This is a genomic window from Schlegelella aquatica (genome assembly GCF_026013905.1).
Lineage (GTDB): Bacteria > Pseudomonadota > Gammaproteobacteria > Burkholderiales > Burkholderiaceae_C > Caldimonas > Caldimonas aquatica.
Map to the genome: position 1 here is coordinate 1,566,165 of NZ_CP110257.1, position 12,650 is coordinate 1,578,814.

Annotated in this window: 10 protein-coding genes; 9 read left to right on the plus strand and 1 reads right to left on the minus strand. The window is 68.2% G+C overall.

The genetic code is table 11. The features are described 5' to 3' along the window. Positions 1-161 precede the first annotated feature (161 nt). Complete coding sequence (locus OMP39_RS07045; RefSeq protein ID WP_264894268.1) at positions 162-1,139, plus strand: glucokinase; 978 nt, start codon at positions 162-164, stop codon at positions 1,137-1,139. An 86-nt stretch (positions 1,140-1,225) separates the two neighbouring features. Beyond that, positions 1,226-2,152 carry an SHOCT domain-containing protein gene (locus tag OMP39_RS07050; protein ID WP_264894270.1) on the plus strand — a complete coding sequence of 309 codons (927 nt, stop codon included), beginning with the start codon at positions 1,226-1,228 and terminating at the stop codon, positions 2,150-2,152. Positions 2,153-2,238: 86 nt separating this feature from the next. Here OMP39_RS07050 and fabI read toward each other — a convergent pair whose 3' ends face one another. Then, positions 2,239-3,039 carry an enoyl-ACP reductase FabI gene (fabI, locus tag OMP39_RS07055; RefSeq protein ID WP_264894271.1) on the minus strand — a complete coding sequence of 267 codons (801 nt, stop codon included), beginning with the start codon at positions 3,037-3,039 and terminating at the stop codon, positions 2,239-2,241. A 345-nt stretch (positions 3,040-3,384) separates the two neighbouring features. Between fabI and rimP the strand changes: the two genes are divergently transcribed. The 7 genes from rimP (at position 3,385) to OMP39_RS07090 (ending at position 12,622) form a co-directional block, all read left to right on the plus strand. Continuing rightward, positions 3,385-3,906 (plus strand): ribosome maturation factor RimP, encoded by a 522-nt coding sequence (gene rimP, locus OMP39_RS07060; RefSeq protein ID WP_264894273.1) that lies wholly within the window; start codon positions 3,385-3,387, stop codon positions 3,904-3,906. Positions 3,907-3,908: 2 nt separating this feature from the next. Next, positions 3,909-5,387 (plus strand): transcription termination factor NusA, encoded by a 1,479-nt coding sequence (nusA, locus tag OMP39_RS07065; RefSeq protein WP_264894275.1) that lies wholly within the window; start codon positions 3,909-3,911, stop codon positions 5,385-5,387. Positions 5,388-5,451: 64 nt separating this feature from the next. Next, positions 5,452-8,385, plus strand: coding sequence for a translation initiation factor IF-2 (infB, locus tag OMP39_RS07070; protein WP_264894276.1), 2,934 nt, complete (start codon positions 5,452-5,454; stop codon positions 8,383-8,385). A gap of 142 nt (positions 8,386-8,527) precedes the next feature. After that, positions 8,528-8,890: a 30S ribosome-binding factor RbfA gene (rbfA, locus tag OMP39_RS07075; RefSeq protein ID WP_264894277.1), complete on the plus strand. Its 363-nt coding sequence runs from the start codon at positions 8,528-8,530 to the stop codon at positions 8,888-8,890. 6 nt (positions 8,891-8,896) lie between these two features. After that, positions 8,897-9,862, plus strand: coding sequence for a tRNA pseudouridine(55) synthase TruB (gene truB / locus OMP39_RS07080; protein ID WP_264894279.1), 966 nt, complete (start codon positions 8,897-8,899; stop codon positions 9,860-9,862). Positions 9,863-9,879: 17 nt separating this feature from the next. Then, on the plus strand, positions 9,880-11,697 hold the full coding sequence (gene typA, locus OMP39_RS07085; RefSeq protein ID WP_264894280.1) for a translational GTPase TypA: 1,818 nt from the start codon (positions 9,880-9,882) through the stop codon (positions 11,695-11,697). Next, positions 11,663-12,622 (plus strand): DMT family transporter, encoded by a 960-nt coding sequence (locus OMP39_RS07090; RefSeq protein WP_264894281.1) that lies wholly within the window; start codon positions 11,663-11,665, stop codon positions 12,620-12,622. Before typA ends, OMP39_RS07090 begins: the two co-directional genes overlap by 35 nt. Positions 12,623-12,650 lie beyond the last annotated feature (28 nt).

Genomic DNA, 12,650 nt, shown 5'->3' on the forward strand with positions numbered 1-12,650 from the left:
GCGAACTCTAGTAGTGGAACTACTCCACGCATAGGAGGGTTATCCCCTACTGTTTCAAGTTGACGGTCCCGCCATGGGCAGCAGATGCGGCGACATTGGACAAGTCGCCGAGGGACGCGGTAGGATGAGCGTGTAGTGCAACTACACCCATTCTTGACTGCATGACCCCCACCCTCACGCATCCACGCCTCGTCGGAGACGTGGGTGGAACCAACGCGCGATTCGCCTGGGTAGAGGCGCCGGGCGCGGCCTTGAGCGACGTCGCCTCGTATCGCTGCGCCGACCATCCCTCGCTGGAGGCGGTCCTCTGCCGCTACCTGGAGGAGCGCCGCAAGCCCTTGCCCGCCTCGATCGCCATCGGGATCGCGAACCCGGTCGTCGGCGACCAGGTGCAGATGACCAATCACCACTGGTCGTTCTCCATCGACGCCATGCGTCGCAGCCTGGGGGTGGAGCGCTTGTTGGTGCTCAACGACTTCGCCGCCCTCGCGTTGTCCCTGCCTGTCCTCGGCCCCGAAGGCGTGCGGCAGGTGGGGGCGGGCGCGCCCGCAGCCGACGCTCCTCTTGCTCTCGTGGGGCCCGGCACGGGCCTCGGGGTCTCGGGCCTGTTGCCCTGTGGGGGGCGGCGCCACGTCCCGCTGCAAGGCGAGGGCGGACATGCCACGCTGGCGCCCTTCGACGAACGCGAGGAGGGGGTCTTGCGCGTGCTGCGCCGGCGTTTCGGACACGTCTCGGCCGAGCGCGCGGTTTCGGGCCCGGGGCTCGTTCACCTCTACACCGCGCTGTGCGAGCTCGACGGCGTGCGTGCCCAACCACTGGAAGCCGCACACGTCACCGAGCGGGCGCTCCAGTCACGCGACGCCCGCTGTGTGGAGGCGTTGGAACTGTTCTGCGCCTTCCTTGGCAACGTGGCCGGCAACGTCGCTCTCACGCTCGGTGCCCGCGGGGGGGTCTACATCGCAGGAGGGATCGTGCCGAGGCTGGGCGAGTGGTTCGCGCGCTCGCGGTTTCGGGAGCGCTTCGAGTCCAAGGGGCGCTTCAGGGCCTACCTGGAGCAGATCCCCACCTACGTGGTGTGCGCTCCCACGCCCGCCTTGCTCGGGGCCGCCCGCGCGCTCGAGGAGCTGGACCCGGTGTGACCGTGCCCGCCTGCGCGCGGCATCGCGAGGGCGAGCCCCCGTCCCGTGGCGCACGCCCATCAAAGAGAGGAAGAGAGGAGACCACGATGAAGCAACCCAAGCGCGCGATGCTCGCGTTGGCCCTGGCGGTGGGCGCCACTGCCGCTTTGCCGCCGGCACATGCCGGTATCCGTGAGGTCTTGTTCGGCCGGGGCGAGGCGGGCGGGGCCGGCGCGGGGCCTGGCGAAGCGACCCCTCGGCGGGTCTGGTCGGTGCGTGAGTTCACACAGGTACGGCTCGTCCCCCGCGAGCCGCAGGCGCAGGCCAATCAGCACCCGGCGGCGTACACCCCGGAGCAGCTGCGCCGCTGGATGGAGACGATCACCTTCCTGCGCAATGGCCGGCAAGAGCCGCTCTTCGGGGCGGACGAACTCGCCGAGCTGCCCGTGGCGTTGGCCCAGGCACTCGCTTTCGCCGCCCCGGGCGATGACGTGGTCCTGCTCAGCACGTCGCGTCGCGATGCCGGGCTGCTGGCGACGCCACTCGGCATCACGGCCCGCCTGTTCGTGCAGCCCGCGGGCGCGCTGAACCTCGTCGTCCACGACGCCCGGCTCGACTTCGTCAACGCCTATCGGGGCTCGCGCCTGTTGCCCGAGTTCGACTTCGGCAGCCGGGAGCGTCCGGGCTCCGTGACGCTGGCGAGCAGTGCGGCCGAGCTGCGGCGGCAGGACTGGTTGGTGTTTCGCGGCGCGGAGGGCGCGGCCACAGCGGCTGCGGGCGGCGTCGCTCGGGCCGGTGCCTCGGTCCCCGCTGCGCCTGCAGCACCTGCCGGGGTGAATGCCGGTGCACCGGGCGGCGGGCCGACTGCAGCCGGCCGGGCGGCTGCCTCGGGCCGGGCCGTGGCACCGCGCGATGCTCACTTCTACGAGGAGCAGGAGCAGCGGTTGCAAGCGCTCAAGCGGTTGCGCGAGCGCGATCTGATCTCCGAGGAGGAGTACCGGGCCAAGCGCAAGGAAATCCTGGACGCGCTATGAAGCGCAGGGGGGGGCGGCTGCTCGCCGCCTGCCACCGGTTCGCGCGCAGGTACGGGAGCGCGGGTGCGGGAGCGCGGGCGCGCCCGTCACTCCCCGGTGCCGGGGGCTTCGAGGACGCCGCCCATCACCTGGCTGAAACCCGCGTCCACATAAGTGATTTCGGCCGTCACGCCGGCGGCCAGGTCGGACAGCAGGAAGGCGGCCACATTGCCGACGTCCTCGATGGTGATGTTGCGGCGCAGGGGCGCATTCTGTTCGACCACGTCCAGGATCTTGCCGAAGCCCTTGATGCCCGAGGCGGCCAGCGTCTTGATCGGCCCGGCGGAGATGCCGTTGACACGCACCCCTTTGGGGCCCAGGCTGGCGGCCAGGTAGCGCACGCTCGCCTCCAGCGAGGCCTTGGCAAGGCCCATCGTGTTGTAGCTGGGCACGTAGCGGACGGCGCCCAGGTAGGTCAGGGTGAGCAGGGCCGCGTTGGGGTTGAGCATCGGCGCCGCGGCCTTGGCCATGGCGGGGAAGCTGTAGGCCGAGATGTCGTGCGCGATGCGGAAAGCCTCGCGCGACAGGCCGTCCAGGAAGTCACCGGCGATCGCTTCGCGGGGGGCGAAACCGATGGAATGAACGAAGCCGTCGAACGTCGGCCAGGCCTGCTTCAGCTCGGCGAACAGCCGCTCGATCTGGCCGTCGTCCGAGACATCGCACTCGAACACCAGCTCCGAGCCGAACTCGCGCGCGAACTCGGTGATGCGGTCCTTGAAGCGCTCGCCCACGTAGCTGAAGGCCAGTTCGGCCCCTTCGCGGTGGCAGGCTCTGGCAATGCCGTAGGCAATCGAGCGGTTGGACAGCAAACCGGTGATCAGCAGACGCTTGCCGGCGAGAAATCCCATGGTGTCTCCGTTGAATGCACGAGCGGCGGATTGTCGCATGCGGCTTCGCCGCCCCGGTCCTGAGGCTCGGTACCCGGCGGTACTCGACGAGGGTGCCCAGTCTGGCGGCAGCCCGGCCCGGCCGGGGCGTACACAGGCCCAGGTCTTGCTTCGGCGGCCGGATGCGGAGTAGAATGCAACTTTCGCTAAGTCTTAGTCAGTGGGCGGAGAAATCCAGCCCATTTTTTTTGCTTGCCGGTCATTTTCCGGCTCCTTGGCAGGCGTGTACACGTGGGCTTGGGGGTGGGTGTGGCGGCAAGGCGGTCGAGCCGCACCCAAGCGTGGGCGAGAAGGAGTTGGCAGGCGGTGAGTTGGCAAGGTTTGGTCGAACGGACGGTGGCTGGTCTGGGGTATGAGCTCGTCGAATGCGAGCGGTCCTCGCGGGGCCTTTTGCGCGTCTTCATCGACCGGTTGCCCGGTGACCCCCAAGGGGAGTTCATCACCGTCGACGATTGCGAGCGCGTCACCCGCCAGCTGCAGTATGCGCTGGAGGTGGAAGGCGTCGATTACGAGCGCCTCGAGGTTTCCTCGCCAGGGCTCGACCGTCCGCTGCGCAAGGCAGCCGACTATCAGCGTTTCGCCGGTCACGAGGTGGACATCACCCTGAAGCTGCCGTTCCAGGGCCGCAAGAAGTACCGCGGTGTCCTGGAGGCGGAGGGCGAAGGGTGGCGGCTCGTCCTGAGCGACGGCAAGCAGGATCAAGCATTGAGTTTCTCGCTCGACGAGGTGCGCGAGGCGCGCCTGGTGCCGGTGATCGACTTCAAGGGCCGCCGCAAGGCGGACCCGGCGCGCGCGCGGGCGGACGAACAAGAAGACGGAGGTCAGTAATCATGAACCGCGAATTGTTGATGCTGGTGGACGCCATCTCGCGCGAGAAGAACGTCGACCGCGACGTGGTGTTCGCGGCGGTGGAGGCCGCGCTCGCCTCGGCGACCAAGAAGCTGTACGAGGGCGAGGTCGACATCCGCGTGTCCATCGACCGCAACACCGGCGAGTACGAGACCTTCCGTCGCTGGCACGTCGTGCCGGACGAAGCCGGTTTGCAGCAGCCCGATTCCGAGATCCTGCTGTTCGAGGCGCGTGAGCAGATCCCCGACATCGAGGTCGACGACTACATCGAGGAGCCGGTCGAATCGGTGCCCATCGGCCGCATCGGCGCGCAGGCCGCCAAGCAGGTCATCCTGCAGAAGATCCGTGATGCCGAGCGCGAGCAGCTGCTCAACGACTTCCTGGCCCGCGGCGACCGCATCTTCGTGGGCACCGTCAAGCGCATGGACAAGGGCGACATCATCGTCGAGTCCGGGCGTGTGGAAGGGCGTCTCAAGCGCTCCGAGATGATCCCCAAGGAGAACCTGCGCACGGGCGACCGGGTGCGGGCCGTCATTCTCGAGGTCGACCGCACCGCCCGCGGCCCGCAGATCATGCTCTCTCGGAGCTCGCCGCAGTTCATGATCGAGCTGTTCCACCAGGAGGTTCCCGAGATCGAGCAGGGCCTGCTGGAGATCAAGAGCTGCGCACGCGATCCCGGCTCGCGCGCCAAGATCGCCGTCGTCTCCCACGACAAGCGGGTCGATCCGATCGGCACCTGTGTGGGCGTGCGCGGCTCGCGCGTGAACGCGGTCACCAACGAGCTGGCCGGCGAGCGCGTCGACATCGTGTTGTGGTCCGAGGACCCGGCGCAGTTCGTGATCGGTGCGCTGGCCCCGGCCAACGTGCAGTCCATCGTCGTCGACGAAGAGCGGCACGCGATGGACGTGGTGGTCGACGAGGAGAACCTCGCCATCGCGATCGGTCGTGGCGGCCAGAACGTGCGCCTGGCTTCCGAGCTCACCGGCTGGCGCATCAACATCATGACGGCCGAAGAATCCGAGGCCAAGCAGGCCGAGGAGACCAACGCGGTTCGCAAGCTGTTCATGGAAAAGCTGGATGTCGACGAGGAAGTCGCCAACATCCTGATCGAGGAAGGCTTCACCAGCCTGGAGGAAGTGGCCTACGTGCCCATTCAGGAGATGCTGGAAATCGAAGCCTTCGACGAGGACACCGTCAACGAGCTGCGTACCCGGGCCAAGGATGTGCTGCTCACGATGGAAATCGCCAAGGAAGAGAAGGTCGAGGAAGTGTCGCAGGACCTGCGCGATCTCGAGGGGTTGAATGCCGAGCTCATCGCCAAGCTGGCGGATGCCGGTATCCATACCCGCGACGATCTCGCCGACCTGGCCGTCGACGAGCTGGTGGAAATCACCGGGGTCGACGAAGCCCAGGCCAAGACCTTGATCATGAAGGCGCGGGAGCATTGGTTTGCCGCTTGAGTCGTTCGCACACCCCGCCTCATCAACTGCCACACGGAACTCGCTTCGCCCAAGGACTGACACAATGGCCGTAACCACAGTCGCACAGTTCGCCGCCGAACTGAACCGCCCCGCGACGACGCTGCTGGAGCAGCTGAAAGCCGCCGGGGTGGCGAAGGCTTCGCCGGAGGACGCGCTGACCGAGGCGGACAAGGAACGTCTGCTCGATTACCTTCGCTCCGCCCACGGCACCGCCGGCACCGAGCGCAAGAAGATCACGCTCACCCGCAAGTCCACCACCGAGATCAAGCAGGCCGACGCCTCCGGCAAGGCCCGCACGATCCAGGTGGAGGTGCGCAAGAAGCGCGTGTTCGTCAAGCGTGACGAGCCCCTCGCCGTGCCTGCCGCCGAGCCTGCGCGCGGCCCGGTGGTGGATCAGGCCGAACTCCAACGCCGTGAGGAAGAGGCTCGCCGTCAGGCCGAGCTGCTGCGCCGGCAAGAGGAGGAATTGGCCGAGAAGCGGCGTCAGCGCGAGGAGCAGGAGCGCCGCGAGCGCGAGGAAGCCGAGGCCCGTGCCCGCGAGGAAGAGGCGCGCCGCGAAGCCGAGCGTGCTGCCGCCGAGGCTGCAGCACGCGCCGCCGCGCAAGCCGTCGCACCGGCCCCGGCCGCTGCCGAGCCCGCCGAGGTGACCGCGTCGGCCGAGGCCGCGCCTGCCGCCGCACCGTCGCCGGCTTCCGCCCCGACGCCCGCACCGGCACCTGCACCTGCACCTGCACCGGCCGAGGGGCCCAAGCCCGGGCTGCGGGTGGTCAAGGCGGCCGACATCGAGGCCGAGGAGAAGCAGCGTCTGGCCGACCTCGAGCGCCGCCGGCGCGCGGCCGAGGCCGAGGCGGCGGCGATCCGCGCGATGATGGCTGCGCCCAAGAAGGTGCTGACCGCCAAGAAGCCGGAAGAAGAAAAACCCAAGCCCGAAGCGGCCAAGGAAGGCATCAAGGGCACGATTCACAAGCCCAAGACGGCCGCCGGCGCAGGCGCGCCCGCAGCGGCCCCGGCTGCCGCGAAGCCGGGCGACAAGAAGTCCGTCAAGTCCGAGAAGCTGTCGTCCAGCTGGGCGGATGATGCCGCCAAGCGCCGGGCCCTCAAGACGCGGGGTGACACCCTGGGCGCCGCGAGCCGCTCCGGCTGGCGCGCGCCGGCCAAGGGCGGAGGCAAGCGCGGCGAGCGCGAGGGCGGCTCGACCTTCGTGCCGCCGAGCGAGCCGCAAACCATCGAAGTGCACGTGCCCGAGACGATCACCGTCGCCGAGTTGGCGCACAAGATGTCGGTCAAGGCCTCGGAGGTCATCAAGCAGCTGATGAAGCTCGGCCAGATGGTCACCATCAACCAGGCCCTGGACCAGGAAACCGCCATGATCGTGGTCGAGGAGATGGGGCACAAGGCGCTGGCCGCCAAGCTCGACGATCCGGAGGCCTTCCTGGAGGAGCATGCGGCGGCCCAAGGTGCCGAGGCCCTGCCTCGCCCGCCCGTGGTGACCGTCATGGGCCACGTCGACCATGGCAAGACGTCGCTGCTCGACTACATCCGGCGCACGCGCGTGGCCGCGGGCGAGGCGGGTGGCATCACGCAGCACATCGGGGCCTACCACGTGGACACGCCCCGCGGGACGGTGACTTTCCTCGACACGCCGGGTCACGAGGCCTTCACGGCCATGCGGGCACGTGGCGCCAAGGCGACGGACATCGTGATCCTGGTGGTCGCCGCCGATGACGGCGTGATGCCCCAGACGCGTGAGGCCATCCATCACGCCAAGGCGGCCGGCGTGCCGATCGTCGTCGCCCTGAACAAGATCGACAAGCCCGAGGCAAACCCCGACCGCGTCAAACAGGAACTGGTGGCCGAGGAGGTGGTGCCGGAAGAGTACGGTGGCGATTCGCCGTTCGTGCCCGTCTCCGCCAAGACCGGCCAGGGCATCGACGAGCTGCTCGAGAACGTGCTGCTCCAGGCCGAGGTCCTGGAACTGAAGGCGGCCAAGGACGCTCCTGCCAAGGGGTTGGTGATCGAAGCACGCCTGGACAAAGGCCGGGGCCCCGTGGCCACGGTGCTGGTGCAGTCGGGCACGCTCAAGCGCGGCGACGTGGTGCTGGCCGGTGCCAGCTACGGGCGGGTGCGGGCGATGCTCGACGAGAACGGCCGGCAGACGCAGGAGGCCGGTCCGTCCATTCCGGTGGAGATCCAAGGCTTGACCGAGGTGCCGCAGGCGGGTGACGAGTTCATCGTGCTGTCCGACGAGCGTCGGGCCCGCGAGATCGCGACCTTCCGTCAGGGCAAGTACCGCGACGTCAAGCTGGCCAAGCAGCAGGCCGCCAAGCTCGAGAACATGTTCGAGCAGATGGGGCAGGGCGAGGTCAAGACGCTTCCGCTCATCATCAAGGCCGACGTGCAGGGCTCCCAGGAGGCGCTGTCCGCCTCGCTGCTCAAGCTCTCGACCGACGAGGTCAAGGTGCAGATCGTGCACGCGGCGGTCGGTGGTATCAGCGAGAGCGACGTCAACCTGGCACTGGCGTCGAAGGCCGTCATCATCGGCTTCAACGTGCGGGCCGATGCGGGCGCCCGCAAGCTGGCCGAGCACAACGGGGTGGACATCCGCTACTACAACATCATCTACGACGCGGTGGATGAGATCAAAGCGGCGATGTCCGGCCTGCTGGCTCCCGAGCAGAAGGAAGAGGTCATCGGCACGGCGGAGATCCGCCAGGTGTTCCGCATCTCCAAGGTGGGCTCGATCGCAGGTTGCATGGTCACCTCCGGCGTCGTGCGTCGCAACGCGCGCCTGCGCCTGCTGCGCGACCACGTGGTGATCTACACCGGCGAGCTCGATTCGCTCAAGCGCTTCAAGGACGATGTCCGCGAAGTGAAGGAGGGCTTCGAGTGCGGTCTGAGCATCAAGAACTACAACGACATCGCCGAAGGCGACCAGCTGGAGTTCTTCGAGATCAAGGAAGTGGCACGCACGCTGTGATGAGGCCCTCTGGCACCACGGAGCCCCGGCCCTGACGGCCGTCACCGGTCGCCAGGGCCGCATCCGCGCCAGTCCCGAGCCGAGGGAGTGGGCGCCGCCTCGAAGCCCCGCCCCCGCGGGGCTTCCCGTTTGGAGGTTCACGATGAGACACAAGAGATCGATTCCGAATCGCAGCTTCCGGGTGGCGGACCAGATCCAACGCGACGTGTCGGAGCTGATCCGCGAACTGAAGGACCCACGCATCGGCATGGTGACGATCAACGCCGTGGAGGTCTCGCCCGACTACGCCCATGCGAAGGTGTACTTCTCGGTGCTGGTCGGGGACCCGCAGCAGTGCGAGGAAGGGCTGAACGAGGCCGCGGGGTTTCTGCGCAACGGGCTGTTCAAGCGCTTGCAGATCCACACCGTGCCGACACTGCATTTCGTTTTCGACCGCACGACCGAACGCGCCGCCGACCTCAACGCGCTGATCGCACGGGCGAACGCCGAGCGCGCGAAGGACTGACCGACCGTGCACGTTCGCGCTCCTTCCGTCGCGCCCGCTCCCGGCCGCCGCCCCAAGCGGGTGGTTCATGGCGTCCTGCTCCTCGACAAGCCCCTGGGCCTGTCGAGCAACGACGCGTTGCAGCGCGTGCGTCGCCTCCTGCGCGCCGAGAAGGCGGGCCATGCCGGAACCTTGGATCCGTTGGCCACGGGCTTGCTGCCGTTGTGCTTCGGTGCAGCGACCAAGTTCGCGCAGCTCGGGCTGGAGGCCGACAAGGGGTACCGGGCGGTCATGCAGCTGGGCGTGACGACGACCACGGGGGACGCCGAAGGCGAAGTGCTGCGCACCCGGCCGGTGCAACTCACCCTCGAGAAGATCGAGGCGGCGATCAGGCAGTTCCTCGGTCCGATCGAGCAAGTGCCCCCGATGCATTCGGCCCTCAAACGCGATGGCAAAGCGCTCTACGAGTACGCGCGCGCCGGGCTGGAGGTCGAACGGGAGGCCCGCCGTGTCACGATCCACGCGCTGCGGCTGGTGGACTGGAACGGCGAGCGGCTCGAGATCGAGGTGCGCTGCAGCAAAGGCACCTACGTGCGCACGCTCGCGCAAGACATCGGCGAGGCGCTGGGCTGCGGCGCGCACCTCGTGGCGCTCAGGCGCATTTCCAGTGGGGCGTTGGGCCTCGAGGGGGCCGTGGCGCTCGTCACTCTCGAGGACGCCGGCGCCGACGCCATCGAAGCGCGGATGCTGCCCGTGGACGCGCTGGTGGCCGATCGGCCCGTCGTGCGCCTGAGCGCCGAGGAGACGGGGCGCTTTCTCAGCGGCATGCGCCGCAAGATCGACCATCCGGACGACGAGCTCGTCCGGGTGTACGGACCGCAGCCGGCGGCGTTCCTCGGCACCGCTCGCGTGAAGGCGGGCGATCTGATCCCGCTGCGCCTTTTGAGTCCCGTGGAGGTGGAAGCCATCCTCCACACCCGAACGAGCCGGTGACCGCCGGCCCCCCCATCATGAGCAGACCGATACGCAACATCGCCATCATCGCCCACGTCGACCACGGCAAGACCACCCTGGTCGACCAACTGCTGAGGCAGTCCGGCACCTTCCGTGAGAACCAGCAAGTGGCCGAGCGGGTGATGGACAGCAACGACCTCGAACGAGAGCGCGGCATCACCATCCTCGCCAAGAACTGTGCCGTGCGCTGGAAGGACACGCACATCAACATCGTCGACACGCCGGGCCACGCCGACTTCGGCGGCGAGGTCGAGCGGGTTCTTTCGATGGTGGACGGCGTGCTGTTGCTGGTCGATGCCGTCGAGGGGCCCATGCCCCAGACGCGCTTCGTCACGAAGAAGGCACTGGGCCTGGGCCTGAAGCCCATCGTCGTCGTGAACAAGGTCGACCGCCCGGGCGCGCGCCCGGATTTCGTCATCAACGCCACGTTCGACTTGTTCGACAAGCTGGGCGCCAACGAGGAGCAACTCGACTTCCCGGTGGTGTACGCCTCCGGGCTGAACGGCTGGGCGACGCTGACGCAGGGCGAGGTCGGCACCGACATGGCACCCCTCTTCGATGCCATCCTGAAGCACGTGCCGCCGCACGAGGGCGACGCCCAGGCACCTTTGCAGCTCCAGATCTGCTCGCTCGATTATTCGAGTTATGTGGGCCGCATCGGCATCGGCCGCATCAACAGCGGAACGCTGAAGCCGCTCCAGGAGGTGGCCGTCTATGCCGGGCCCGACAGCGAGCCTCGTCGGGCGAGGGTCAACCAGGTGCTGAAGTTCGAAGGCCTCGAACGCCGGTTGGCCGACAGCGCCGGGCCGGGTGACATCGTCCTCATCAACGGCATCGAGGACGTCGGCATCGGCGAGACCCTCACGTCACCGGACGAACCGCGTCCGCTGCCCATGCTGAAGGTGGACGAGCCGACGCTGACGATGAACTTCTGCGTGAACACGTCGCCCTTGGCCGGGCGGGAGGGCAAGTACGTGACGAGCCGCCAGATCAAGGACCGGCTCGACCGCGAGTTGCAATCCAACGTCGCGTTGCGTGTGCGCGAGACGGAGGAGGACGGCGTGTTCGAAGTTTCGGGCCGCGGCGAGTTGCATCTGACCATCCTCCTCGAGAACATGCGTCGCGAGGGCTACGAGCTGGCCGTCTCGCGCCCGCGGGTCGTGTTCCAGGAGATCGACGGCGTGCGTCACGAGCCGATCGAACTGCTCACCGTGGACATCGAGGAGCAGCATCAGGGCGGCGTGATGCAGGCGCTCGGCGAACGCAAGGGCGAATTGGTCAACATGGAGTCGGACGGTCGAGGCCGGGTGCGGCTCGAATACCGAGTGCCGGCCCGGGGCCTGATCGGCTTCCAGACCGAGTTCTTGAACCTCACGCGCGGCACGGGTCTCATGAGCCACATCTTCGACGGCTACGAGCCCTACAAGGGCGAGCTGGCCGGGCGCAAGAACGGCGTGCTCATCAGCCAAGACGACGGCGAGGCGGTGACCTATGCGCTCGGCAAGCTCGACGACCGGGGCCGTATGTTCGTCAAGCCGGGCGACCCGCTCTACGAGGGCATGGTGATCGGCATTCACAGCCGTGAGAACGATCTCGTCGTCAATCCCGTGCGCACCAAGCAGCTCACCAACTTCCGCGCCTCGGGCAAGGACGAGGCGATCCGGCTCACGCCGCCGATCGAGCTCACGCTCGAGTACGCGGTCGAGTTCATCGACGACGACGAGTTGGTGGAGATCACCCCGAAGTCGATCCGCATCCGCAAACGCTTCCTGAAGGAACATGAGCGGCGCCGGGCCCAGCGCGAAGCGGCTTGACGGTGCGCCCGTCGAGCCCTGGCGCTTGAGCCACGGCCAGGCGGCCGCGGTGATGATCGTGGTCACGCTGCTGTGGAGCATCGCGGGGGTGGTCACGCGGCAGCTCGAGGCCGCGCGCTCGTTCGAGGTCACCTTCTGGCGCAGCTTCTTCAACGCCTGCTGCATGGCGGTGGTGATGCTCGTCTGGCGGGGGCGAGGCCTGTTCTTGTCGCTGCGCCAGGGCGGCTGGGGCCTGTGGCTGTCGGGCGTCATGTGGGCCGTCATGTACACCTGCTTCATGGTGGCGCTGACGCTGACCACTGTGGCGAACGTGCTCGTCACGATGGCCCTCGGTCCGCTCATGACCGCTCTGCTGGCGCGGCTGACCCTGGGGGCCCGGCTGTCTGTGCGCACCTGGTGGGCGATCGCGGTCGCCGGCGCCGGCATTGCCTGGATGTACGGTCAGGAGTTCAGCAGCGCCGATGCGCGTCACCTGCTCGGCACCGTGGTGGCGCTCGGCGTGCCCCTCGCGGCGGCGGTCAACTGGACGGTGATCCAGCGAGCCTCGCACCGGACGAGTGGCGCCGGGCAGGACATGCTGCCCGCGGTGTTCATCGGCGCCGTGCTCTCCGCCGCGGCGACCTTGCCGCTGGCCCTGCCGTTCCAGGCGTCGGGCCGCGATCTGGGGTGGCTCGCCACGCTGGGTGTGTTCCAGCTCGCGGTGCCGTGCTTGCTCGCGGTGCAGGTCGCTCGCATCCTGCCCGCCGCCGAGGTGGCGCTGCTCGGGTTGCTGGAAGTGGTGTTCGGCGTCGCCTGGGCTTGGCTGGGGGCCCACGAAGCGCCCTCGGTGCACGTGGTCGGCGGCGGCGCGCTCGTGCTGGGGGCCCTGGCCTTCAACGAGTGGCTGGGACTGCGACGCCGGGCCTTGCGCCCCGACCTTTCCTGACGACACCTTGGGACCATGAAGGAGACTC

Coding starts and splice junctions, on each gene's coding strand:
- OMP39_RS07045 (WP_264894268.1), top strand. CDS start 162: ATGACCCCCACCCTCACGCATCCACGCCTCGTCGGAGACGTGGGTGGA.
- OMP39_RS07090 (WP_264894281.1), top strand. CDS start 11,663: ATGAGCGGCGCCGGGCCCAGCGCGAAGCGGCTTGACGGTGCGCCCGTC.
- rbfA (WP_264894277.1), top strand. CDS start 8,528: ATGAGACACAAGAGATCGATTCCGAATCGCAGCTTCCGGGTGGCGGAC.
- OMP39_RS07050 (WP_264894270.1), top strand. CDS start 1,226: ATGAAGCAACCCAAGCGCGCGATGCTCGCGTTGGCCCTGGCGGTGGGC.
- typA (WP_264894280.1), top strand. CDS start 9,880: ATGAGCAGACCGATACGCAACATCGCCATCATCGCCCACGTCGACCAC.
- fabI (WP_264894271.1), bottom strand. CDS start 3,039: ATGGGATTTCTCGCCGGCAAGCGTCTGCTGATCACCGGTTTGCTGTCC.
- nusA (WP_264894275.1), top strand. CDS start 3,909: ATGAACCGCGAATTGTTGATGCTGGTGGACGCCATCTCGCGCGAGAAG.
- infB (WP_264894276.1), top strand. CDS start 5,452: ATGGCCGTAACCACAGTCGCACAGTTCGCCGCCGAACTGAACCGCCCC.